We start from the raw sequence: 24587 nt of genomic DNA, 5'->3' as shown, positions 1-24587 counted from the left end.
CCTTCGTACTTCAGCTAATTAGTGCTTAATTTAATTCGTGTTCACTGCGTGCTGCGGCGCGGAAACCTCATCGCCCTGTACGCGTTTCTCTTCCGGTTTTTCTTCGACTGGGATGTCTTCAAAGCCCAACAGCAAGGTGACGAAGAAAGAAATCACGACGGACAGAAGCATGACACCGAATACCCAGGCAATGCTCATCGGGTTGGTCGGATCAAAGAACTGCACGCTGGTAAACAGCCCCGGCGACGCCATTGAATGGCTTGCCAGCCCACCGATACCGGCAACGGCACCACAGATAAAACCAGTAATTAAACAGGCGATCAGCGGACGCTTCAGACGCAAAGCCACACCGTACAGCGCCGGTTCAGAGATCCCGGCAACAATGGCCGAGGCGGCGGCCGCCAGCGCCGTCTGGCGCAGTTCCGGGTTTTTGGTGCGCCAGGCAACCGCCAGTGAAGAACCGCCAAGCGACAGGTTTGCGCCGATTTCAGACGGCATTACCATGCCTTCTTTACCCGTTTCAGCGATGGTTTGAATGATAGTCGGGGTAAACACGCGGTGCATACCGGTCATTACCAGCAGCGGCCAAATAGCGCCCATGATGGCAACGGACAGCCAGCCCAGATAGTCATGTACGGTATACACCACCGCAGAAATACCGCTACCGATCCAGATCCCAATCGGGCCAATCAGCATAATGGCAATCGGAGAGGCAATCAGCACGATTAACATCGGTTTCAGGAAGTTTTTGGTCACCGCTGGCGTAATGCGGTCTACCCATTTTTCAATGTAAGACAAAATCCAGGTCATACACAGCGCCGGAATCACGGTGTAGGTATACTTCACCGCCGTGACGGTCAGTCCCATGAACACCACCTGCTGACCCTGCGCCGCTTTTGCCATCAGATCGATAAACGTCGGATGAACCAACACCCCGGCGATAGCAATCGCCAGCGACATATTGGTTTTGAATTTTACCGCTGCAGACGCCGCCACCATGATCGGCAGGAAGAAGAACGCGCCATCACCAATCACGTTCAGAATTGTTATCGTCGATGCACCCTTCTCAAACAGCCCGGTCATGTCGAGGATCATGGCAAGCAGTTTCACCATCGAGCCGCCGATAATCGCTGGAATGAGCGGTGACATCGTGCCAATCAGCGCATCCAGAATCCCCGCGCCGATGCGTCGCAGCGTAATTTTATTGTTCACCGGTACGGTTTTTTCAGCTTCCACACCTTCCGGCAGCAGTTTCACCACTTCGGCGTAGGCCTGAGAAACGGTGTTGCCGATGATGACCTGACACTGGTTATCATTTTTCACGACGCCCAACACGCCGCTTATCGCCTTCAATTCGGCCACATTCGCCGCATCATTATCTTTCAGCACAAAGCGCAGACGGGTCATACAGTGCGTCACGGCAGCGATGTTATCAGCACCACCGATGGCATCGACGATCGAACGGGATACAGCCGCATAATTCTTTGACATGGATAGACAATCTCTCGTAATCGCGCGCGCTACACCCAATTCAACACACCGTTCAACACGACCAAAACGGCAATATCACTTGATGCACGCACATTTATTATTCAATTTCATACAGTTATGAAAGTATTCATGCCGGTATCCCTGCTCCATGCAACGTGATGAAACGTCGATGGGTAACCGGTTCCACATGATAGTGTTTATATATGAATGCAATTTCAATAATTTTGTTATGAATATTTTTCTTATGTGATCGCGATCGTCATGAATAGCGTGTTATTCCCCTCGATCGCTTCGGTTCTGCACTCATCCCCCTGCTACCGGTCCATATCCTAAATAATTCGAGTTTCAGGCAGGCGGCAAGCGAAGGCATCCCGATGAGCTTACTCAAGTAAGTGATTCGGGTGACAAATCTGCCGGGAGCAGATTTGAACGCTGCTTGCAGCGGCCCTTCAGGGCGAGGCCCACGACGGGCCGAGTATTTGAGCGCAGCCAACGCACATGCAACTTGAAGTATGACGGATATAAAGTGTGTAAAATGACGGGAGTATTCAACGTCTCAGGATGTCCCATGTCGACAATGCAGGAAGTGGCGAAGAAAGCAGGCGTATCGAAAGCGACGGTGTCGCGCGTGCTATCGGGCAAAGGCTATACCAGTGAAGAAACCAAAACGCTGGTCTATCAGGCCATTGAGGAGACGGGATATCGGCCAAATTTACTGGCGCGGAATCTGGCGACCAGCAAATCCGCCTGTATTGGTTTGGTGGTAACCAACACGCTCTATAACGGCAGCTATTTTAACGAGCTGCTGTCACAGGCCGCCAAGAAATTGGAAGACAACGGGCGCCAGCTAATTCTGGTCGATGGCAAACACAGCGCCGATGAAGAGCGCGCCGCGATTCAATTCCTGCTGGGGTTACGCTGTGATGCGATCATCATCTATCCCCGTTTTCTCACCGTGGATGAAATGGACGACATCATCGAGAAGCACAAGCAGCCGATCATGGTGGTTAACCGTAAACTGCGTAAACACCAGAGCCACTGCATCTGCTGCGATCACAAAGGTTCCAGCTATAACGCGACGCAACATCTGATTGCGCGCGGTCATAGAGATATCGCGTTTATCACCGGTTCGCTGGATTCGCCGACCGCTATTGAACGTCTTTCCGGCTATAAAGACGCCCTGACGGCGGCCAATATCGCGGTACGGGATGAATTGATTGTGAAAGGAAAATGGACGCCGCGCAGCGGGTCGCTTGCCATTAACGCCCTGCGCGATAACCGGGTCTCGTTCAGCGCCGTTCTCGCCAGCAATGACGATATGGCGATTGGCGCGATAAAAGCGTTGGATGACGCTGGCGTTGCCGTACCGCACGACGTTTCTGTCGTCGGGTTCGACGATATTCCCACCGCCCCGTTTTTGAAGCCGTCGCTCTCCAGCGTCAAAGATCCGGTGAGCGATATGATCAACGAAGTGATTAACCGCCTGATCGCGATGCTGGATGGCGGCTATTTCTCGAAAGACAATCTGTTCTTGTCAGAGCTACAGGTCAGAGATTCCATTCAGAACGGGCCGTACAGTAACCCGCCCGTTTGAGTCCGCTACGGGGTCATTTCAGACCCCGTTTTTCACGGCAACAAACTTAGAATTGCCACTGTACACCCACGCTATAGCGCGTTTGATCGCCATCCCGATGACCGAAACGGCTACCGATTTCGGAATACAGATTCAGGTTCTCTGCCGCAAGCCACTGTACACCGACCGTCGCCTGACCAAAGTTCTTATCCTGTTTCCCTACCGCAATGCGGCGATTTGCACCATCGACGCGATCTTTCACCGTAAAGCTGGAATCAAGCCCGTCGGCCAATTCACGCACCCACGCCACCGTGGCATAAGGCTGCAACGACATTTTATTGCTGAATGCCATGTTGCCGCGCACACGCCAACCCAGACTGGCTTCCAGCGAGTCGACATCCTGTTTTTCATACCGTACGCCAGTCCGCAGATTTCCTTTATCATCAAACGCATTGATGCGATAACGTGCGTAATCCAGCCCGACAACTGGCCCGGTGCGCAGGCTACCCAGCGGGAGGTCATAACCGCCCGTGATGCGGGCACCGATGAACTGCGCTTCGGTGTTGCCGTCCAGCGTGTTGTCCAACAGAACCGGACCGCCCGCAGATTGCAGATACACCGAACGGCGGGATTCAATAGCTGCTCGCCCCACCGTCACTTCACTGCCCAACCAGGCTGGCCCGCCCTGATTCAACAAACCATAGATGCCAGCTTGCCAGGTATCGCTTTCAATATGCCCATTGCGTTCACGTTTATCTTTGCTGCGCAGCAGGCTCAGACTGCCACCAACAGTGACGTTGTCACGCAATTGATAATCCACCAATGCGTAAGCCATCGCCTGACGGGAACGCTGCGACGGCGCGCGGTCAAAGCCCTTTGACGGAATCACATCGCCCTCAATCCCAATCGCGGTATCCAACGTACCCGCGCTGCGAGTGGTATTTTGCAGCAGCAGCCAGCGCTGATTGTGCAAGTCACTCAGCGACTGGCGCTGACGTTTCAGGCTCTCTTCCATCGCCTGTTGCATCGCGGCGGCGGAATACGCCGAATGCAGTAAATCGGTATTGGAGATTTCCAGCAGCAGTCGTGTCACTACTCGCGAAACGTCACGCAGGCGCTGTTCGACACGTTCCTGCCCCAGCGCGCTGGTCAGAAAGGCTTCGTTATCAACCGTGGGGTCATGCCATGTCGCGCCACCCGGCACCGCAGGATTTGTGGTTTGCGTATAGCCGTCCTGATCGCCGATATCCCAGTTGGTCGCCTCCATATAGAGCACGGGAATATCAAACGCCGCATTGAAGCTATCACCGTCGCTGCAACAACCCGTTCCCGCCGGATACCCTGCATTCAATCCCGGATTGGTCAACAGTTCGATGCCCAGTTCATTCGCAATACGTAGCGTCTGTTCACGCAGACTTGCCAGTTCAGGATTCGCCACGCTGTTATCGCCAGCGTGAGCGTAGAGTTTGTCGCCAGTGATCATACTGTCCATATTAATCATGGCCTTAAGGTCGCCCGCAGTTCCCTGTGCAATCAGTTCGTTCACCATCGCACGCGAACCGCGCAGTCCTTCTTCTTCTGCGCCAAACGCTGCAAAGACCAGCGTTTTTTCGGTCTGAATACCGCTAAAATTACGCGCGACTTCCGTCAGGATCGAGGCGCCGGACGCGTTGTCATCCAGTCCTTGTAGCGTTGGCCGCCCGAAGAAAGTATCAAAGTGCGCGCCAGTGATAATGTATTCGCTGCTCAGCCCGACATTAGAGGCAAGCACATTCTGTGACGAACGCGTCGTACCGCCTGCCGTCCAGGAGAAATCCTGCCTGACGGTGGTGTAGCCGGGTGCCATACGCTGTGTCATCCAATCCGCCGCGCCAGCAAAATTTGCCGTACCGCGATAGCGCCCCGGATAATCATTAATGAGCGTATCCACGGTCTCTTTCGCATAATCGCCGTAATCATAAGCCCAGGCCGGCACACATAAACACGCCATCCCTACCGCCACTGCCACTTGCTTAAACATGCACACCACTCCCTTTTCTCATTATGAACATTGGTCATTCTCGCCATTTATCATTCTTAACAACGGCACCAGAGGAACCTTATTCAGGTCATGTCTTTGTTAAAGAAAGGAAAATAGCAGCAATATTCATTCCAATGCTATGGCATAGAAGAAATTGTGATGAAATATGTCAATAAGCGACAAGATGAAAGCAAGTGCTCGTTAGTGTGTATTTATGATTAATCATAGGGTTAAGCACGTATGACATCGGGGGCGGTAAGTGGCTAACAGGGAAGAAAAAGAATGGAAACGCGACGGGTTTGGTGAGGATACTCTGATGAAGAGGCTTTAATGAAAAAAAGAAGGCAACCTACGCACCGAAAACGATCGTTTACAGCACGTGATTGCCCATTTTATCCGTCTGATACCATCTTAAACGTAAACGTTAAGCTGGTTATTTTCCGTTGGGCGATTAACCCCATCGGCTATCGGTGGCTTAAAGACCGACGCGCTATTGTCGTACGTCGTCCGGGTTCGGGTAGACGCGTCCTGATTAGGGTAACCAGACAGCTGCGACGAGCGGGAAATGCCCTGAACATGATCAGGTTTGTCAGGCATGGTGCTATATGACACTGGAGAAACTAGGTTAAGACCAAGCATTTTTCTTCCCCCTATTCATCTCATCTGCCAGTAAAACTTATCTTGCTTACTACTGAGTATAGAACAATCAAGCAGGGGGAATATGTAAGGTTTTGTCTGAAAAAACACCGCGGCCGACGCTAACAAAAGGGACGAGAAGACAAACCATCAGTCCTTTCTTTTTTATTATCTATCAGTTGGTTACCTTATTTTCTCCCACGCGCGCAGTCGCCCGGCCGCATTTTTATAAGGCGAGGCGGTATTGAACTGAATCATCCGACCGCGCGTCCACTTACCGTACCAGCATTCGCCATAGAGCTGTGCATCGGTATAGCGCTCCACCAGCGCGATGAGTTCCCGTTTATTCGCGACAAGCCGAGCGACCAGTTCAGACCAATCGGTAATGTGAGCGAAGTCCTGATAGAATTTTTGCGCCAGTAAACCAAGCTGATTCCACTGGTAGCCCGTTTCTGGAAAATCGATGGCTTTACCCTGCTCTTCCTGCTGATGCCATTGCAGCACCAGATTGCCCCAGCCCAGCAAATACGCCACCAGATTTGCCGCGCTCATCTGTGTTCCCTGCGCATGTCCTGCCATTTCTGGCGAGAATGCGCGATCGACGGGAACGGCCTCGATTCGCTTCATTAACAGCGCAAACTGACTGTTGATTGCCTTAATCAAGGCTTCCTTGCTCTCTGGCACCGCCATTATTTTCCCCGATTATGTTGATATAGACAAAATCAGGTTACTGCTCAAACAGCGGCACCGCGTTGTCATTGCTCACGTTTTCAACGCTGCGCCAGCAGCCGAATCGACGCCTCACGCTCGCGTGGGGATGTCACGGGCGTATGGATGATGAACTCATCTACGCCAAAACGCTGATGGTAACTTTCCAGACGCTGATGAATGTGCTCTGGCGTACCGTAAAGCACATTGCGCGGCTCCTGCACAATACGGAAATCCGTCGCGCCCGCTTGCTGAACGAAGTTATCAGCCTGTTCCTGGCTGCCTACCGTCAGCGGCGGTTTGTTCTCAATGTAAACTTTATAGTTATGCTGCGTGCTGGCCAGCGCCTCCGCATCCTCATGGCGCTCGGCGGCAATCACCGACAGCGACAGCAGCGTCTGGGCGTTGGCGGGTTTCAACTCCCTATAACTCAAGAGAGATTCCGTCAGCAGCGTTTCACTGGCATTGATGAAACCGGCGAAGACAAAACTCCAGCCCAGCGAGGCGGCTAACCGCGCACTCTCCTGACTGGCACCCAGCAGAAAGCGCTGCGGCGTATGTTCAGGTAATGGCGTCGCATTCAGGCGCTCGCCCGTCTCGTCATGACTGTCGAGAAAGCGGTTTAACTGATGTAGCTTCTCCGTAAAGGCAACCCGCTGCGTCTCACCGATCTCCTGCTGTAGCGCCCGCGTCGCCAGCGGTAATCCGCCCGGCGCTTTGCCGATCCCCAAATCCACACGCCCGCCCGCCAGAGCGCTGATCACATGAAAATTCTCCGCAACCTTATACGGGCTGTAATGCTGCAACATCACGCCGCCGGAGCCAATGCGCAGCGTTGTCGTGTGTGCCAACAACCAGGTGATCAAGACCTCGGGAGACGATCCCGCCAATTCATCGGAATTATGGTGCTCGGAAACCCAAAAACGGTAATAGCCGAGTGCTTCTGCCACTTTCGCCAGCGACACGGTTTGCGCTAACGCCTGCGCCGCATTCATTCCTTCGGCGATCGGACTTTGATCTAATAAACTGAGCGTATATCCCACGATGTTTCCTTATTTTCAGCGATTATCCGTTAGCGCTATTTATTGCAAGGCTATGCATGTAAAAACCCGTCATTTCAAAACGCCGTTCAAATAAAGGGGCAATAAAAACCAGCCAGTGCAAAAGCAGAATAAGAAGAATGTTGCATAATAGTGTGAAATATAAATATCAATAATGGATTTTATTAGCAGATATTTTAATAAAGACGAAATTAACATCACGGGATAAAATAAATGACATCACTACGTCATTCGCGTCCCCTGCTGGCGGCGTCACGGCTAACCCAGTAACGTAAAGGTAACAATACGGGACGTTTGAAATATGACGGGATAAAAAGGCATGAAATATAACCAGACGGTATTTATCCGTAGAGTGGCTATCGGCTACCTTTATCGTGTTTAAGTTTTGTTAAGGAGGTGTATTGATATGGCTGAATCTATCCCCTGTTGTGATACGTCATTCGAGCAACAGTTAATTAACTGGCGACGGCACTTGCATCAGTACCCAGAACTGTCCAATCAGGAACACCAAACCACCGCGCATATTACCCGCTGGCTACAAGAGAAAGACATCCGTCTGTTGCCCCTTGCCTTAACCACGGGCGTCGTTGCCGAGATCGGTCACGGTAGCGGTCCAACGATTGCGCTGCGGGCCGATATTGATGCGCTGCCGATTGAAGAGTTGGTCGATGTACCGTTTCGCTCTCAGCACGCTGGCGTCATGCATGCCTGCGGACACGATTTCCACACCGCCGTGATGTTGGGTGCTGCCTGTTTGCTAAAAAAACGCGAATCTGTCTTACCGGGTAAAATCAGGGTATTTTTCCAACCCGCAGAAGAAGTTTCTACCGGCGCTAAACAGCTCATCCGCGCCGGCGCGCTCGCCGATGTCGCCGCCGTTTTCGGCCTGCACAACGCCCCTGAGCTTCCCGCTGGCACCTTCGCGACACGCAGCGGCCCGTTTTATGCCAACGTGGATCGCTTCGCTATTCACATTACGGGCAAAGGCGCACACGCGGCCAAACCCGAACAGGGCATCGACAGCATCGTCACCGCCTGCAATATCGTCAATGCGCTGCAAACGTTGCCCAGCCGCAGCTTCAGTTCGCTGGAGTCGCTGGTCATCAGCGTCACGCGCATTCAGGGCGGCAACACCTGGAACGTCCTGCCGCAAACGGTAGAATTGGAAGGCACGGTACGCACTTACAATGCCGCGATTCGCGCGGAAATCCCGGAGCGAATTGAGCAACTGATCGGCGGCATTGCCCTTGCGCTCGGCGCAAAAGCGGAGCTGAAATGGTATCCCGGCCCGCCTGCGGTTGTGAACACCAGCGAATGGGCGGATTTCAGCAAGCAAATTGCCAGAGATGCGGGCTATCAGGTAGAAAACGCCGAACTACAAATGAGCGGCGAGGACTTCGCGCTGTATCTTCAGGACGTGCCGGGCACGTTCGTCAGCATTGGCTCAAACAGCGAATTTGGCTTGCATCATCCTCAGTTCAATCCGGATGAAAGCGCGATTGCGCCCGCCTCACGCTATTTTGCTCAATTGGCGGAAGCCACACTGCATCGCCTGCGTACCACGAAAGTTACCCCACCACAGGCAGTAATGCCGATCGTTTGACGAGCGAGATACCCGGAACAACCACGGGGTGAGGCATCCCTGCGGGAACCTCATCCCCGTGTCTCTCCTAATATCGGACTGACGTAATCAACTCATCACCTCCGCCAGATTGACCTGACGGAGGCAGCAATTTTTATAAATCAATTAATTACGATGAGGGCATTAGGTGAGAAAGTTATACAGATTAACCACGAACGGCATGATAACGGCGGGAAAAATACACCAGACCATCAGTGCTTTCGCCCTGCTTAATCGCTAACACCCGGCAAATAAAGATATCGTGCGTCGCCGCGCTCACTACTTCTTCAACCACGCAGTCAAACGCCACCAGCGCATCCCGCAACACCGGTGAACCCGTATGTAACTCGTCCCACTCCGCCGCGGCAAACCGTTCTTCGGTAGACGAGCGACTGCCAAACAGCGACGACAGCGCTTCATGATGAGCGGCCAGCGTATTGATACACAAATGCGTATTCGCCTGAAACGTGGGATATACCGACGACCCGCGATTCAGACACACCAGCAGCGTACCGGGCGAATCGCTAACGCTGGACACGGCGGATGCCGTAAATCCGGCCTTACCTGCGGGGCCATCCGTCGTAACGACATTGACCGCCGCGCTCAGCTTTGCCATCGCATCGCGAAACGCCTGCTGGTCAACGCTGGCAACCGCCGCAGAGAGAGCCGCGTCATTCGCGGTAACGAGTCGTTCAGCAACAAGATCAGACATTAAATGCTTCCTTTAAATACGGCGAGAGACACGATCATTAACATTATACTAACAAAATAAGCCGCGTCATCATCTGAAATTTTCGAATTTCATTATCCATTTTTGTTGTTTTACATCACGTCGCGCCTCATCAATAGTGAAAACACGCCATTAACGACCTATTAACCTTTCATTGAATACGTGAATGCCTATTGATGGCTTGTTGATTGATAGCCGGTTTATTGACGGACTGTTTTCACTTTCATGGAAGTACGACCAATTAAGAATAAACATATTCAACGAATAACAAGCACATTCAATTAATAAAAGGTTCCTGATAATGAGTAAACAACAAACATCTTCAAACCGACAATTAAGACTGGGTTTAATATTACAAGGCGCAGCAGGAAATATGTCCGCGTGGCGACATAAAAACGTCGTACCCGACGCCAGCATTAATTTTGGTTTTGTTCTGGATGCGGTAAAAAAAGCCGAACAAGGGAAATTTGATTTTGTCTTCGTAGCCGACGGTCTGTATATCAATGAAAAATCGATCCCCCACTTTCTCAATCGCTTTGAACCTCTGACATTACTCTCTGCGCTGGCTACCGTCACCACCCATATTGGTCTGGTCGGTACGCTCTCGACGTCGTATTCCGAACCTTTCACCACTGCCCGGCAGTTCGCCAGCCTTGACCACCTGAGCAACGGTCGCGCAGGCTGGAACGTGGTGACATCGCCGCTGGAAGGATCGGCGAAAAACTTTTCCCGTGCACAGCACCCGGAACACGCGCTGCGCTACCGCATTGCCGATGAATTCCTTCAGGTGGCGAAAGGCCTGTGGGATTCCTGGGAAGACGATGCCTTTATTCGTGACAAAGCCAGCGGACAGTTCTTCGATCCTGAAAAGCTGCACACGCTGAACCATAAAGGGGAATTCTTCTCGGTACAGGGGCCGCTGAATATTGGCCGATCCGCGCAGGGTCGCCCTATTGTGTTTCAGGCCGGTGCGTCTGAAGACGGCCAAAAATTAGCCGCCAAACACGCCGATGCCATCTTCACCCATCAACACACGCTGGAAGAATCGCAACGTTATTACCGCGAGGTAAAACAGAAGCTGGAAGAAAACGGTCGCCGGGCCGATCAACTGCATGTTTTTCAGGGCGTCAGCGTGATTGTCGGCAACGACGCGGAGGACGTCGAGCGTCAGTATCAGGAAACCGCCCAGTTGGTCACGATTGAGGATGCCCTCAATTATCTGGGGCGCTACTTTGAGCACTACGACTTCTCACAGCATCCGCTGGATGAACCGTTCCCCGATATCGGCGATCTGGGGAAAAACAGCTTCCGCAGCACCACCGATGAAATCAAACGCAACGCGCAGGAAAAAGGCTTAACGTTGCGGCAGGTCGCGCTGGAAGCCGCATCGCCGCGCCCCGTCTTCAGCGGTACGCCCGAACAGGTGGCGGATGGCTTGCAGCTCTGGTTTGAAAACGGTGCCGCTGACGGCTTCATCATTCAGGGCGGCACGCCGGATACACTCAACCACTTTGTCGATCGCGTCGTTCCCCTGCTGCAACAGCGCGGCCTGTTCCGTCAGGAGTATCCCGGCTACACGCTGCGGGAAAATCTGGCGCTGGATTATCCGGTGAATCAATTCACGCGTTAATTGGCGCTACAGGAGATTCACCGTGAAGCGTTCCCCTTTTATCACCGTGACCGGTCTGGCGATATTATTGAGCGCCACGCTGGTAACCCATGCGCAGGCGCAAGATGCGGGATTCGTTAGCCGTATCGACCTGAAAGCCAACCAAACGCCTATTCGTACTGAGAAAAACGCTGAGGCTATCGCGCAGATCCCAGCTCATTTCAAATTCGTGACGCCGGGAAAACTGACGATTGCTGTCTCGGCGCTCAGCTCACCGCCGCTGTCGCTGCTGGCTGACGATAACAAAACGCTTATCGGCAGCGATGCCGATATTGCGCGACTGGTTGCCGACGGCCTCGGGCTGGAGCTGAAACTGGTGCCCGCCTCTTGGGAAGATTGGCCGCTGGGCATCACTGCAGGGAAATATGACGCCGCCATTTTTAATATCGCGGTGACAAAGCTCCGCAAAGAGAAGTTCGACTTCGCCACGTATCGCATTGATACGCTGGGTTTCTACGTGAAATCGACCAGCAAGATTACGTCGATTAACAAACCGGAGGACGTGGCGGGTCTGAAAGTGATTGTCGGTTCCGGCACCAATCAGGAAAACATTCTGCTGGGCTGGGATCGGCAAAACCGCGCCAACGGCCTTCCTCCCGTACAGCCTGTCTACGTCACCGATGATGCTGCCGCCAACCTGAGCATTCAGTCTGGGCGCGTCGATGCGTTTTTCGGTCCGCACTCCATCGGGGCCTATAAAGCGGCGCTGACAGGCAAGACACGCATGGTAGGCAAAGGCCCGACGGTTGCTTACGTCGCGGTCACCACGCAGAAAGGTAGCGGTCTGGCGCAGCCCATCAGCACCGCCATCAATGGCGCAATCCACAACGGCAGCTATGCACAAGTGCTGGATCGCTGGGGCGAAGACGATGAAAAAATCACACTGTCCGTCGTGAATCCGCCGGGTATCGGTGATTAAGTAAAAATGGCACACCATAAAGTGACAGCGTCACAATTATAACAACTCACCTGCAAGGGAAGACAAATGCAAAAAGAGCTCGCCTATTCATCCAAGACACACCGTTTACGCCCATCACTGCTGACAAGGCTATTGACGGGATCGCTGCTGCTCGGCACATTTTCCGTCACGACAGCACAGGCGGCTATCGACCTGAAAGCCAACCAGCAGCCGATCCATGCCCCGAAAAATTCGGAGGCTATCGCACAGATTCCGGCTGACTTTACCTTCGTCACGCCGGGTAAATTAACTGTCGCGATTGCCGCACTAGGGTCGTCACCACCGCTGGCGTTTCTGGCCGACGACAACAAAACCGTAGTGGGCAGCGAGCCGGATATCGCCCGGCTGGTGGCCGATAGCCTCGGGTTAGAACTGAATATCGTCCCCACCTCATGGGAAGACTGGCCACTCGGCGTCGCTTCCGGTAAGTATGACGCCGCCATCATCAACATCACCGTCACCAAAGCGCGCAAGGAAAAGTTCGATTTCGCCACCTACCGCATCGACTCGCTCGGCTTCTATGTGAAATCCACCAGTAAGATTCAGTCCATTAAGGAAGCAAAGGACATCGCTGGACTGAAGATTATTGTCGGCTCCGGCACCAATCAGGAAGCGGTGCTGCTGGCGTGGGATAAGCAGAATCGCGCTAACGGCCTGCCCGCTTTTCAGCCGGTTTATGTCACAGACGATGCGGCTGCCAACCTGAGTCTGCAATCCGGTCGTTCCGATGCCTATTTCGGCCCCAACGTGATCGGAGCCTACAAAGCGGAGTTGACTGGCAAGGTTAAGCATGTCGGTACGGTCAACGGCGGCTACCCCAATGTCGCACATATCGCGGTCACCACGCGCAAAGGCAGCGGGCTGGTGCAGCCGATTAATACCGCGCTGAACGGCGTAATTAAAAGCGGTGAATACGACAAGGTGCTGAACCGCTGGGGAGAAAGCATCGAACGTATTGACCGTTCAGAAATCAATCCGCCAGGACTGGGCGATTAATATCGCCGATGGCTATCGGGACGCCACGTTCGACACGCAATGGTTACCGATAGCTCAAATATGTTAACGAATCAGGAGCATCCCATGTCCGACGACATCTTCATTGTGACCCAGCCCGAGGATCCTATCGTGGCTCCCATTATCGACGGCCTGTTCGCGGAATATGAACAACGCTATGGCGACTTTTTTGGTGAGCGGGAAAGCGATCCACCGGGAATCTACCAGCAGCCGCACGGCATTTTTATTGCGCTGCTGCGTCGGGGCGTACCGATTGCCACCGGCGCGTTTAAACGCTACGACAGCACCACCGCTGAAATTAAACGGGTATGGACGGATAACTCACTGCGTCGTCAGGGGCTGGCGGGGAAAGTGATGCAGGAGCTGGAGCAGCACGCCCGTCGGTTAGGCTATCAGCACTTTTTCCTGACCACGGGTTTCCGCCAGCCAGAAGCGGTGAACCTCTATCTGAGCCACGGCTATACGCCTCAGTTCGATATCCGCGTCGATCCCGCGACCTACAGTATTCCGCCTTACGATGGACGGCTGCCGTTTAAGAAAGCGCTGTTTGACGTAGCAGCGCCCCAGGCTGCCCGCCAAACGGAAGTCGATCTCATCGCTCGCCATTTGAAAGTGTGTTGACCCCAGCACACCGAGACTCACCCTGTGCGGTGATTAAAAGCAAAAGGACGTTTTTCAGAATCACCTTCAAAGGGTATCGATTATGACGCAATCTCTACACACGTCTTCTCAGCAAGCGCCGCTAGGTCAGACGCAGGAACCGCCGTTGCACGTTGTGCCCGCGCGTTATCCCTTTCGTGTTGCAGGGGCACTATTCTCCCTGTTTATTTTTGCCGGGGTTATTCAGTCAATCGCGCTGAACCCACGCTGGGAATGGGCGGTCTTTGCCGAGTGGTTTTTCAATCCAGTCATTCTCGCCGGTCTGGGGCAAACGCTGCTGTTGACCGCGCTTGGCACATTATTCAGCATTATTTTCGGCACCGCTTTGGCGCTGGCTCGGCTTTCGCCGTCTTATCTGCTGTCCACGCTATCATGGCTGTATATCTGGCTATTCCGATCGCTGCCGCTGATTCTGGTGCTGATCATTCTCTACAATTTCTCGTATCTCTATGACGAGCTGGCGCTGGGAATTCCGTTTACCTCCGTGGTCTTCCTGCGCTATCCAACCATCGATTTACTGGATCAGTTTTCCGTCGCGGTACTTGGCCTGACGCTGGTGCAGTCCGCCTATACGGCAGAGATCATTCGCGGCGGTATTCTTGGCGTCGATGCCGGCCAGTTTGAAGCCTCCGCAGCACTCGGTCTGCCCGGCAGTCGCCGTACAGTGCGCATCATTCTGCCACAGGCGCTGCGTTCGATTCTGCCGACCGGTTTCAATGAGATCATCAGTCTGGCAAAAGGTACGTCGATCGTTTACGTACTGGCGCTGCCAGAGCTGTTTTATACCGTTCAGGTCATTTACAACCGTACGCAGCAGGTTATTCCGCTGCTGATGGTCGCCACCATCTGGTATCTGCTGATCACCACGGTGCTATCCGTCGTCCAATACTACGTGGAACGCTATGTGTCCCGCGGTGCCGTGCGTGAAATGCCGCCAACACCGCGCCAGAGGCTCATCCGTTTCCTCACGCGTAAGCACGCACGTTAATCTACCCGATTCTGGAGAGTCACCATGTCTGAAGCTATCGACTACTTTGCTCACGCGCGCACCACCGCGCAGCCACAGGCAGAAAGCGCTCGTGGGCTGATTGAGATCCGCAACGTGGCGAAACATTTTGGTCAGCACAAAGCGCTGGAGGATATCAATCTGACGCTGGCACCCGGTTCTGTCACGGTGATCCTGGGCCCGTCCGGTTCGGGAAAATCCACGCTGCTGCGTACCATTAATCACCTTGAACGCGTGGATGAAGGTTTTATCCGCATCGACGGCGACTACATCGGCTATCGGCGCAAAGGAAATACGCTCTATGAATTGAAAGAAAAGGAAGTACTACGCCAGCGCATCAACGTCGGCTATGTGTTCCAGAATTTCAATCTGTTCCCACACCTTTCCGTGTTGGAAAACATCATTGAAGCCCCGTTGGCGCATAAGCTGTATTCGCGTCAGGAAGCCGAAGACATCGCCTTTACCCTGCTGGAAAGCGTCGGCCTGCGCCATAAAGCACAGTCTTATCCCCGTCACCTGTCTGGCGGCCAGCAGCAGCGCGTCGCCATCGCCCGCGCGCTGGCACTGAAGCCGAAAGTGATGTTGTTTGATGAACCGACGTCCGCGCTCGATCCCGAGCTGGTTGGGGAAGTGTTGGATGTGATCAAATCGCTCGCCCGATCCGGTGTAACGCTGGTTGTCGTCACACATGAAATCGGCTTTGCGCGCGAAGTCGCTGACCGCGTGGTGTTCATGGTAGACGGGAAAATTGTCGAAAGCGGCGATTCCTGGCAGGTGCTGAACCATCCTCGCCACCCGCGGACAATCAACTTTTTGAATAAGGTGCTGTGAGGAAAAGAGAAGGCGAGTTATCGATTACATATGAATCAGGCCCACCGTAGTGAGCCTGATTAGATGATGCATGGCTTACGTTTCAACCATATTTTCTGGCGAATTCTTCATCAGAATCGCACAGGTAAATAATAAATTCCACAAGCGAAATAAGCGTTGGGATAAACGTCCAGCAAAAAAGTAAATATAAAATCCCTTGTCCGACTTTCCCTAAGTAAAATTTATGGGCGCCCAAACCGCCGAGAAAAGCAGCAAATAGTGCGGCAGAAATTCTGCTTTTCTCGCCTTTACCGCTGGCTTGCGTTGCACCACACTGCGGGCACGCTTTCGCTGTGCTATGAATTTGCTTACCGCATCCTCGGCAAAACACCATGGAAGACATAATAATTAGACTCCTAATAATATTTCATACTAATTTTAACTTTATTTACTACGATACAACCCCACCCCAGGCAATCAACAGCGTACTGCGTCGTGATTTATACACCACTGATTTTCAGTGTTCAATTTAAAACTATCATGTTAGCGGTATACATAGCACGACAGCGCTCGTAAATCGATGGCGTTGAGTAAGAACGGTAAATGATAAAAATCACACAACTCAGGATAACATTGGGAGGATTCGGTTGTTTCATTAAGTACAGCGGACTATTTAATAGCTAGACACCGTTTTTAGTGGCAATGGCTCAGCATACGGACTGCTGTAAACCTGAACCATCACGCTTTTATCTGTATCAAACGTCGCTACCGTCACAACATCATACGTACCTGCCGCTCGCCAACATTCAGCCTCAACATCGCAACGATCCTGCTTCTTATAACCCATCAACGTCAGATAAGTATGAACCTTGCTGGTATCTTCAGTGCCATAGAAGTTCACCGTCCAGACTTTAGCTTCCGGCCCCGTTACGTTCGAAAAATTGAAGTCATAGCGAGCGGTAATGCGCGGCATATTTTTCAGAATATCGGGGGTGTAGAACGCATATTCCCTTTCATCCTGTTCGGTATAGTGCGCACTGCTGGCAAAATTCATGTTGATATACGGCCATATCGTACCGATCACAGAAGCAGCAACGATGATGCCGATAACAGCAAAAATCTTCAGCGGTTTACTCATCCTTAAGTTCCTTTTCCCTCTTAGCTGAAGGTAAACAATGAATTATCCTCTTAAGACCGTATTTTACACAACTTGCTCGACCAGTTGAATCGCCCTATCACCACACCGTTCTCTTTTATCACTGCTGGCTATATTCCTTCTGTTGGTTCATCCCAAATCAGCAACTTTTTAACGCGGGCATTAAGTGTAATACAGTCTCAATCTGTTGAATAATTAATGCAAAAAAGCAAACTTTAGGAAATTATAAACAACCAATAGTCGACAAATTATATTGGAGAAAGTCAATTAATTAATAGGTTAAAACATTGACTATTCCTTTAGTGTTATGCCTTAAGATAATGGCGGTTTTTAATGGATCGATTTATTGACTATTACATGCACTGCAAAGTTGTATTAATTTACCAATAAATTACTTTTTCAGGAGATTTACTCATGCGCAATACATCCATCAGCATGTTCATGCTGGCTCTTTTTTCCTTCGCCGCAGACGCAGCAACGAGCATAGCTATCGATCCTCAGAAGAATTGTGTGAGTGCAGCGATAACGGATACCTTAGCAGGCACACCAGTAAAATTCACGTTAGAACAAGGGCGGTATGTTTTTTCTCTCGTTTCTAATAGCATGAATTGTGATGCCACTCCTAATAAATGCATTATCGATAGTGTTCTGTTACAAGGTGGATTTAAAACCACTCGATGGGGAGGCGTCGTCACCAGCACGCCAACGGTTGTGGATACCACAGGATTGCCTTTTATCGCCTATGTCAGTGACGATAATTGTTATGATAATATTGGCAAGGCAACATTATTAATACAAAAAGCAGAATAACTTGCTTCCAATTAACTTAATTTTCGGATTTGGATTTAATTTTAAACATCAAGAAAATTGATAATTTTACATCCTGAATAATTCGAAATGATGGACAATACGTTAAAATTTCGAATAACGAAAACAGTTAGCCTGTTAGCGATCACTCTACTAAATAAAATTAGGCTGCCTCTCTCCATTCCGTAATATTTGGAATATATAGACGCAGCCTATCCCTCATTCTATACAAAATAATAAGCAACGCGTATTAAATTGCGACCAGCCCCCGCACGCCGTCCTGTTCCATCGTTTCACCTCGCCCGCGCTGTATGATTTCCCCGCGTGACATCACCAGATAGCTGTCGGCCAGTTCGGCGGCGAAGTCGTAAAATTGCTCGACCAGCAGAATCGCCATGTCTCCACGCTGCGCCAGTTGGCGGATGACTGCGCCAATTTCTTTGATTACCGACGGCTGTATACCTTCTGTCGGCTCATCCAGAATCAGCAACTGCGGTTTACAGGCCAGTGCCCGCCCAATCGCCAGCTGTTGCTGTTGTCCACCGGACAAATCGCCGCCGCGCCGCTGCTTCATTTCATCCAGCACAGGAAAAAGTTGATAGATTTCATCCGGCACCTGCCGCGCCTGTTTGCCCGGAAAGCGTGACAGCCCCATCAGCAGGTTCTCTTCCACCGTCAGACGAGGAAAAATTTCTCGCCCCTGCGGCACATAGGCAATGCCAGACTGCACGCGCTGATAGGGTTTACGCGAGTTAATCGCTTCACCCTGCCAGCGAATCGTGCCTGACTTCGCAGGAATCAACCCCATCAGGCATTTCAGCAACGTGGTTTTCCCCACGCCGTTGCGCCCTAACAGACAGGTAATTTCGCCGGTTTTTACCTCAAACGACAGGCCGCGCAGAATGTGGCTGCCGCCGTAATATTGATTCAGTTCAGCAATCTCTAACATGTTAGCGCCCCAAATAAACGTCAATCACCTGCTCATTCGCCTGCACTTCACGCAGCGATCCCTCCGCCAGCACCTGCCCTTGATGCAGCACGGTCACGCGGTCAGCGATGCTCTCGACAAAGCCCATATCGTGTTCCACCACCATCAGCGAGTGTTTTCCCGCCAGACTGCGAAATAGCTCGGCGGTATAGGCCGTTTCGGCGTCCGTCATCCCCGCGGCAGGTTCATCAAGCAGCAGTAAATGCGGTTCTTGTACCAGCAGCATGCCGATCTCCAGAAACTGCTTTTGCCCGTGCGACAACAGCCCCGCGGGTCGCTGACGTTCATGGCCAAGCCGTAGCAGCGCCAGCGTTTCATCAATCCGGTCACGCTGCTCACTGTTCAGTCTGGCACGCAGACTCGCCCACACCGATTTGTCAGTTTTCAATGCGATATCGAGATTTTCAAACACCGTCAGCGCTTCAAATACCGTCGGTTTTTGGAATTTCCGGCCAATTCCCGCACGGGCGATGTCTACCGGCGACAGCGTCGTCAGATCGGTGTATTGATCGTAAAATGCCTTGCCGTTGTCCGGTCGCGTTTTGCCGGTGATGACATCCATCAACGTCGTTTTCCCCGCGCCGTTTGGGCCGATGATGCAGCGCAGTTCCCCTACACCAATCTGCAACGACAGATCGGTAAGCGCACGGAAGCCGTCAAAACTCACGTTAATCTTGTCGAGTTGCAACACCGGATCGGTCTGATGCCGATGGCGATCCGACGGGTGCGACTGCGCGAACTTTGGTTCCATCAATACAGGCTGAGCCGCGACAGTTTGTGAAGGCGCGCTTTGTGAAGGCACTGGAACCGATGGTACAGATAAAGACTCAGTCATGTTTCTTCCTCGTCAGGAATCCAATCACACCACGCGGCAAAAACAGCGTGACGAGAATAAACATCAGCCCCAAAAAGAACAGCCAGTATTCGGGAAAGGCGACGGTAAACCAGCTTTTCGCCCCGTTGACGATGCCCGCGCCGAGCAGCGGCCCAATCAGCGTTCCGCGCCCGCCCAGCGCCACCCAAATGGCGGCTTCGATGGAGTTGGTCGGCGACATTTCGCCAGGATTGATAATGCCGACCTGCGGCACATAGAGTGCGCCCGCCAGCCCGCACAGCACCGCAGAAAGTGTCCAGACAAACAGCTTGAAGCCTTTTGGATCGTAGCCGCAGAACATCAGACGATTTTCCGCATCACGCACCGCTGTGAGTACGCGGCCAAATTTACTGCGCGCCAGCGCAAAACCCACCAGCAGGCTGGAAATCAACAGCAGCACGGTAGCGACAAACAGCCCAATGCGCGTACCGGTAGCCGTAATGGGGAAACCGAGCAGCGTCGTAAAACCGGTAAATCCGTTATTGCCGCCAAAGCCGGTTTCGTTACGGAAAAACAGCAGCATGCCGGCGTAGGTCAGCGCCTGCGTCATGATTGAGAAATACACGCCTTTGATTTTAGAACGGAACGCGAACCAGCCGAACACAAACGCCAGCACGCCCGGCACCAGCACAATCAGGCACAGCGCCCAGACGAAATACTGAGTTCCCGCCCAGAACCACGGCAGTTCCGTCCACGACAGAAATGACATAAACGCAGGCATGCCCTCACCCGCCGCCTGCCGCATCAGATACATGCCCATCGCGTAGCCGCCCAGCGCGAAAAACAGGCCGTGACCAAGCGACAGTAGCCCGGCGTAGCCCCACACCAGATCCAGCGCGACGGCGACAATCGCATAGCATAGAATTTTGCCGATCAGCGTCAGCGTATAGGTCGAGATCGCGAGCGGATTCTCTGCGGGCAATAGCGCGAGAAACGGCAGGACCAGCAAAGCCAGAAAAGCGATCGAGCCAAGACCAAGCATGAGCCGCGGCGCACGCTGCGTCAGAGTTATTGTCATGGGCTGTTTAATAGATTGCGTAATAGGTTGCGTCATCAGTCAATCACCCGTCCTTTGAATGCAAACAGCCCCTGTGGCCGTTTCTGAATAAACAGCACGATCAATATCAGAATGACGATTTTTCCCAGCACGGCACCAATCTGCGGTTCGAGCACTTTGTTGAGAATGCCGAGGCTAAAGGCGGCGACCACCGTCCCCGCCAGTTGCCCAACGCCGCCCAGCACGACGACGAGGAAGGAATCGATAATGTAGCCCTGTCCCAGCTCCGGCCCGACGTTGCCCAGTTGCGACAGCGCTACGCCGCCCAGCCCGGCGATGCCGGAGCCAAGCCCAAAGGCCAGCATATCGACACGCCCGGTCGGCACGCCGCAGCAGTCCGCCATCGCCCGGTTTTGCGTCACCGCACGCACATTCATGCCAAGACGGGTTTTATTGAGGAGTAGCCAGGTGAGCAGCAGCACGCCGAGGACGAACACAATCACCGCGATGCGGTTATACGGCAGCACCAGATTCGGCAACAGGCGCAGCCCGCCAGACAGCCACGCGGGGTTCGCGACTTCCAGATTTTGCGTGCCGAACAGCATCCGCACCAGTTGGATCAGCATCAGGCTGATACCCCAGGTCGCCAGCAGCGTTTCCAGCGGTCGGCCATAAAGATGACGAATCACCGTACGCTCCAGAACCATACCGACGCCAGCGGTGATAAAGAAGGCGACAGGCAGCGCCAGCAGCGGGTAATACGCCAGCCAGTTCGGCGCAAACTGCTGGCACAGCGACTGCACCAGCCAGGTCGCATAAGCACCCAGCATCAGCATTTCGCCGTGCGCCATGTTGATAACGCCCAGTAACCCGTACGTGATCGCCAGTCCCAGCGCCGCCAGCAGCAGGATAGAGCCGAGCGATAGTCCGGTAAACGCCTGCCCCAGCAGATCGCCCACGATCAAACTTTGCTTAATCTGATCCAGACTCTCCTGCGCCGCCGCCCGCACGCCGGTATCCGGCTCGTTCTGCGCCTGCGTTAGCGGCTGTAAACGCGCCTGCATCTGCGGGTCGCCGGTCTGCCCTAAGCGTTTGACCGCCTCAAGACGCACCAGCGGATTGGGATCGCTTAACTGCCGAGTCGCAATAGCGGTATTCAGCGCGTCATGTACCTGCGCATCTTTCTCTATGCTAAGACGCTGTACCAACAGCGGCAGTTGTTCCGCACTGCTGTCGCTCTGTAGCTGTCGTACAGCATTCAGGCGCGTTGCGGCATCATCGCTGACGAGTTGATGCGAAGCCAGCGCGGTAGCAACCAGCCCACGCAAACGGTTATTCATAAACAGTTTTTTGGTCGCCCCCACCGGTTCCGCGTTCCCTTCCAGCGGGGTTAACGTGCCCTGCACGTCCATAAACGGCTGCTGGTTCCGATCAAGCACGACCGACTCGTCGCGCAGCGCCTGTAACAGCGGCAAGCGTGCGGGTTCCGGCGCAGCGGCCCATTGTTGCAGCAGTTCAGCCTGCTGCATGCGGCTGGCGGCGGCGAAATCAGCCGCAGGCCCAGCCTGCGCGAACAGGGGAAACATCAGACACAGCGACAGCACAAACGTAGATAATCGATGACTCATCATCGCAATGTCCGCCATATAAGAGAGGGAATATCCCCGTCCGACATACTGGACGGGGCGTATAGGACCGATGCTTACTGCGCAGCTTTGATTGGATGATCGGGTTTCTTATCATTGCCGGCGATGTACGGGCTCCACGGTTGGGCACGAACCGGCTGATCGGTTTGCCAGACCACGTTGAACTGACCATTTTCCTCAATCTCACCAATCATCACCGGCTTGTGCAGATGGTGGTTGGTCTTGTCCATCGTCAGCGTAAAGCCATCCGGTGCGGCAAAGGTCTGTCCGGCCATCGCGGCGCGGACTTTATCCACGTCCGTGGTGCCCGCTTTCTCTACCGCCTGTGCCCACATATGAATGCCGACATACGTGGCTTCCATCGGATCGTTAGTCACCACCGTGCCCGCGTTCGGCAGGTTTTTCGCTTTGGCATAGGCTTTGTAGGCTTCCACGAAGTCGGCATTGGTTGGGTTATCGACCGACTCAAAGTAGTTCCACGCGGCTAAGTGGCCGACCAGCGGTTTGGTGTCGATCCCGCGTAGTTCTTCTTCACCGACAGAGAACGCGACAACCGGCACATCGGTGGCTTTGATTCCCTGATTCGCCAGCTCTTTATAGAACGGCACGTTGGAATCACCGTTGATAGTGGAAACCACCGCGGTCTTACCGCCCGTCGAGAACTTCTTGATGTTGGAAACGATGGTCTGATAATCGCTGTGGCCAAACGGCGTATACACTTCCTCAATATCTTTGTCCTGCACGCCTTTGGAATGCAGGAACGCGCGCAGGATCTTGTTGGTGGTACGCGGATACACATAGTCCGTACCCAACAGGAAGAAACGCTTCGCCGCCCCGCCGTCTTCACTCATCAGGTATTCCACTGCAGGGATCGCCTGCTGATTCGGTGCCGCGCCGGTGTAGAACACGTTCGGCGACATCTCTTCGCCTTCATACTGCACCGGGTAGAACAGCAGCCCGTTCAATTCCTCAAACACCGGCAGGACCGACTTGCGCGACACCGATGTCCAGCAGCCGAACACCACCGCCGCTTTGTCCTGCGTCAGCAGTTGACGCGCTTTTTCAGCAAACAGCGGCCAGTTTGACGCCGGATCGACCACCACCGGCTCCAGTTTTTTACCCAACACGCCGCCTTTGGCATTGATTTCATCAATGGTCATCAGCGCCACATCCTTCAGCGGCGTTTCCGAAATCGCCATCGTGCCGGACAGCGAATGCATAATGCCGACCTTGATGGTGTCCGCCGCCTGCACGCTCCAGGTCAACCCCATACCAACCACTGTCGCAGAAAGCGCAAAAACTTTTAGCAATGAACGTCTTTTCATTTATTAGCCCTTAAGTCGTGTTGAGTGAGAATGGAATCGTGTGAGGCGTCAGGTGAAACAGATGCGGTTGAAACCGATTGAGGCCGCGCCTGCTGTAGCATGTGTAAGGTGATCTTTCTGACTTCGGCCTTACTGACGGCGATGTGGTCGGTCAGAATGCGCTGCGCCTCCTCGGTGTGCTGTTGCAATATCGCCAGCAGAATGCGGGCATGTTCTTTATAGGTTGCGTCGATACGATCCTCGCGGGTGAAATCGAGACGGCGAATAATGCGGATTTTCTCCGTCAGTTCGCCGTGAACCCGCGCCATTTCGCTGTTGCCCGCCGCTGTCACCAGCCCACGGTGAAACCCTTCGTCGTAGCGGGAGACGATCTTGCCGTCGTCCAGACGCGGATCCTCAATCCAGAAGCGTTTCAGGTCCGCCAATAGCTCGGTGCAGCGCCCCGGCGGCATCCCGCACAGCCGACGAATGGCTTCGCGCTCCAGCACGATGCGGAAGTCATACAGTTCTTCGAAATATTCGAAATCAAACGGGCGAACCTGCCAGCCGCTGCGGAAATAGACTTCGACATAGCCTTCCCGCTCCAGCCAGAACAGCGCCTGACGCACCGGCGTGCGGCTGACCGACATCCGCTCGGCAATTTCATTTTCACTAAAGCGGTCACCCGGCATCAGACGAAAGTCGAAAATGTCGTTTTTCAGCGTTTGATAGACCCGCTCCGCCAGCGCTTCCGGGCGATCTTTACTGCTCTTTTGTGTGCCTGCTCGCATCGTGTTCTCCGCCTCGCCGTTTATTACCGTTGGTCCGTTTATTCAGGCTTTCGCTTTCGTTTCAATC

General features: G+C 53.2%; 23 protein-coding genes. 9 read left to right on the top strand and 14 right to left on the bottom strand.

Translation table 11 applies throughout. The annotated features are described in order from the left end of the window. Positions 1-30: 30 nt before the first annotated feature. Complete coding sequence (gene ascF / locus MYB54_RS10855; protein ID WP_014915489.1) at positions 31-1491, bottom strand: PTS cellobiose/arbutin/salicin transporter subunit IIBC; 1461 nt, start codon at positions 1489-1491, stop codon at positions 31-33. Between the two features lie 568 nt (positions 1492-2059). Between ascF and MYB54_RS10850 the strand changes: the two genes are divergently transcribed. Beyond that, complete coding sequence (locus MYB54_RS10850; RefSeq protein ID WP_014915490.1) at positions 2060-3085, top strand: LacI family DNA-binding transcriptional regulator; 1026 nt, start codon at positions 2060-2062, stop codon at positions 3083-3085. A gap of 46 nt (positions 3086-3131) precedes the next feature. Here MYB54_RS10850 and MYB54_RS10845 read toward each other — a convergent pair whose 3' ends face one another. From MYB54_RS10845 to MYB54_RS10830, 4 genes are all read right to left on the bottom strand, one after another. Next, positions 3132-5084, bottom strand: coding sequence for an autotransporter domain-containing protein (locus MYB54_RS10845; RefSeq protein WP_014915491.1), 1953 nt, complete (start codon positions 5082-5084; stop codon positions 3132-3134). A 411-nt stretch (positions 5085-5495) separates the two neighbouring features. Next, complete coding sequence (locus tag MYB54_RS10840; RefSeq protein WP_226300792.1) at positions 5496-5681, bottom strand: hypothetical protein; 186 nt, start codon at positions 5679-5681, stop codon at positions 5496-5498. A gap of 222 nt (positions 5682-5903) precedes the next feature. Beyond that, on the bottom strand, positions 5904-6410 hold the full coding sequence (locus MYB54_RS10835; RefSeq protein WP_248721924.1) for a ClbS/DfsB family four-helix bundle protein: 507 nt from the start codon (positions 6408-6410) through the stop codon (positions 5904-5906). Positions 6411-6490: 80 nt separating this feature from the next. Then, positions 6491-7471 carry an LLM class flavin-dependent oxidoreductase gene (locus tag MYB54_RS10830; protein ID WP_248721923.1) on the bottom strand — a complete coding sequence of 327 codons (981 nt, stop codon included), beginning with the start codon at positions 7469-7471 and terminating at the stop codon, positions 6491-6493. Positions 7472-7895: 424 nt separating this feature from the next. Here MYB54_RS10830 and MYB54_RS10825 point away from each other — a divergent pair, with 424 nt between their 5' ends. Then, on the top strand, positions 7896-9092 hold the full coding sequence (locus MYB54_RS10825; protein ID WP_248721922.1) for a M20 peptidase aminoacylase family protein: 1197 nt from the start codon (positions 7896-7898) through the stop codon (positions 9090-9092). A gap of 184 nt (positions 9093-9276) precedes the next feature. Here the strand turns inward: MYB54_RS10825 and MYB54_RS10820 are convergent, their stop codons facing one another. Next, positions 9277-9822 (bottom strand): flavin reductase, encoded by a 546-nt coding sequence (locus tag MYB54_RS10820; protein ID WP_248721921.1) that lies wholly within the window; start codon positions 9820-9822, stop codon positions 9277-9279. A 319-nt stretch (positions 9823-10141) separates the two neighbouring features. On the opposite strand from MYB54_RS10820, the gene MYB54_RS10815 reads away from it, so the two are divergent. The 6 genes from MYB54_RS10815 to MYB54_RS10790 all read left to right on the top strand — a co-directional run bounded on the left by MYB54_RS10815 (position 10142) and on the right by MYB54_RS10790 (position 15978). Further along, complete coding sequence (locus MYB54_RS10815) at positions 10142-11470, top strand: LLM class flavin-dependent oxidoreductase (RefSeq protein WP_039319517.1); 1329 nt, start codon at positions 10142-10144, stop codon at positions 11468-11470. Positions 11471-11492: 22 nt separating this feature from the next. Then, the gene (locus MYB54_RS10810) at positions 11493-12428 is read left to right on the top strand and encodes an ABC transporter substrate-binding protein (RefSeq protein WP_248721920.1); all 936 of its coding nucleotides are present in this window, start codon (positions 11493-11495) and stop codon (positions 12426-12428) included. A 66-nt stretch (positions 12429-12494) separates the two neighbouring features. Continuing rightward, positions 12495-13463: an ABC transporter substrate-binding protein gene (locus MYB54_RS10805; RefSeq protein ID WP_248721919.1), complete on the top strand. Its 969-nt coding sequence runs from the start codon at positions 12495-12497 to the stop codon at positions 13461-13463. Between the two features lie 84 nt (positions 13464-13547). Continuing rightward, the gene (locus MYB54_RS10800; protein WP_205537803.1) at positions 13548-14102 is read left to right on the top strand and encodes a GNAT family N-acetyltransferase; all 555 of its coding nucleotides are present in this window, start codon (positions 13548-13550) and stop codon (positions 14100-14102) included. A gap of 82 nt (positions 14103-14184) precedes the next feature. Next, positions 14185-15129 carry an amino acid ABC transporter permease gene (locus tag MYB54_RS10795; RefSeq protein WP_248721918.1) on the top strand — a complete coding sequence of 315 codons (945 nt, stop codon included), beginning with the start codon at positions 14185-14187 and terminating at the stop codon, positions 15127-15129. A gap of 24 nt (positions 15130-15153) precedes the next feature. After that, entirely contained in the window at positions 15154-15978 is an 825-nt protein-coding gene (locus tag MYB54_RS10790; protein WP_014915501.1) for an amino acid ABC transporter ATP-binding protein, read from the top strand. Positions 15979-16060: 82 nt separating this feature from the next. Here MYB54_RS10790 and MYB54_RS10785 read toward each other — a convergent pair whose 3' ends face one another. Together MYB54_RS10785 and MYB54_RS10780 are read right to left on the bottom strand one after the other, a co-directional pair. Next, positions 16061-16360 (bottom strand): TM2 domain-containing protein, encoded by a 300-nt coding sequence (locus MYB54_RS10785; protein WP_014915504.1) that lies wholly within the window; start codon positions 16358-16360, stop codon positions 16061-16063. Between the two features lie 270 nt (positions 16361-16630). Then, the gene (locus MYB54_RS10780) at positions 16631-17095 is read right to left on the bottom strand and encodes a hypothetical protein (protein ID WP_248721917.1); all 465 of its coding nucleotides are present in this window, start codon (positions 17093-17095) and stop codon (positions 16631-16633) included. Between the two features lie 432 nt (positions 17096-17527). On the opposite strand from MYB54_RS10780, the gene MYB54_RS10775 reads away from it, so the two are divergent. Then, positions 17528-17923 carry a hypothetical protein gene (locus MYB54_RS10775; RefSeq protein ID WP_014915506.1) on the top strand — a complete coding sequence of 132 codons (396 nt, stop codon included), beginning with the start codon at positions 17528-17530 and terminating at the stop codon, positions 17921-17923. A gap of 247 nt (positions 17924-18170) precedes the next feature. Here MYB54_RS10775 and urtE read toward each other — a convergent pair whose 3' ends face one another. The 6 genes from urtE to MYB54_RS10745 all read right to left on the bottom strand — a co-directional run bounded on the left by urtE (position 18171) and on the right by MYB54_RS10745 (position 24520). Beyond that, positions 18171-18869, bottom strand: a complete 699-nt coding sequence (gene urtE, locus MYB54_RS10770) for an urea ABC transporter ATP-binding subunit UrtE (protein ID WP_043901871.1) — start codon at positions 18867-18869, stop codon at positions 18171-18173. A 1-nt stretch (position 18870) separates the two neighbouring features. Further along, positions 18871-19659: an urea ABC transporter ATP-binding protein UrtD gene (gene urtD, locus MYB54_RS10765; RefSeq protein ID WP_148276433.1), complete on the bottom strand. Its 789-nt coding sequence runs from the start codon at positions 19657-19659 to the stop codon at positions 18871-18873. Between the two features lie 76 nt (positions 19660-19735). Then, complete coding sequence (gene urtC, locus MYB54_RS10760; protein ID WP_248721965.1) at positions 19736-20812, bottom strand: urea ABC transporter permease subunit UrtC; 1077 nt, start codon at positions 20810-20812, stop codon at positions 19736-19738. Between the two features lie 23 nt (positions 20813-20835). After that, a complete protein-coding gene (urtB, locus tag MYB54_RS10755; RefSeq protein WP_371928294.1) occupies positions 20836-22407 on the bottom strand; it encodes an urea ABC transporter permease subunit UrtB in 1572 nt (523 codons plus the stop codon). 74 nt (positions 22408-22481) lie between these two features. Beyond that, positions 22482-23750 (bottom strand): urea ABC transporter substrate-binding protein, encoded by a 1269-nt coding sequence (gene urtA / locus MYB54_RS10750; RefSeq protein WP_039286352.1) that lies wholly within the window; start codon positions 23748-23750, stop codon positions 22482-22484. Then, positions 23747-24520, bottom strand: a complete 774-nt coding sequence (locus MYB54_RS10745; RefSeq protein ID WP_039518294.1) for a GntR family transcriptional regulator — start codon at positions 24518-24520, stop codon at positions 23747-23749. The genes urtA and MYB54_RS10745 overlap by 4 nt, the downstream gene beginning before the upstream one ends. Positions 24521-24587: the final 67 nt, after the last annotated feature.

Origin of the sequence: Pectobacterium nicotianae, from assembly GCF_023272715.1 — a bacterium.
Classification (GTDB): Bacteria; Pseudomonadota; Gammaproteobacteria; order Enterobacterales; family Enterobacteriaceae; genus Pectobacterium; species Pectobacterium brasiliense.
This window is presented reverse-complemented; position numbering and strand designations above follow the sequence as displayed.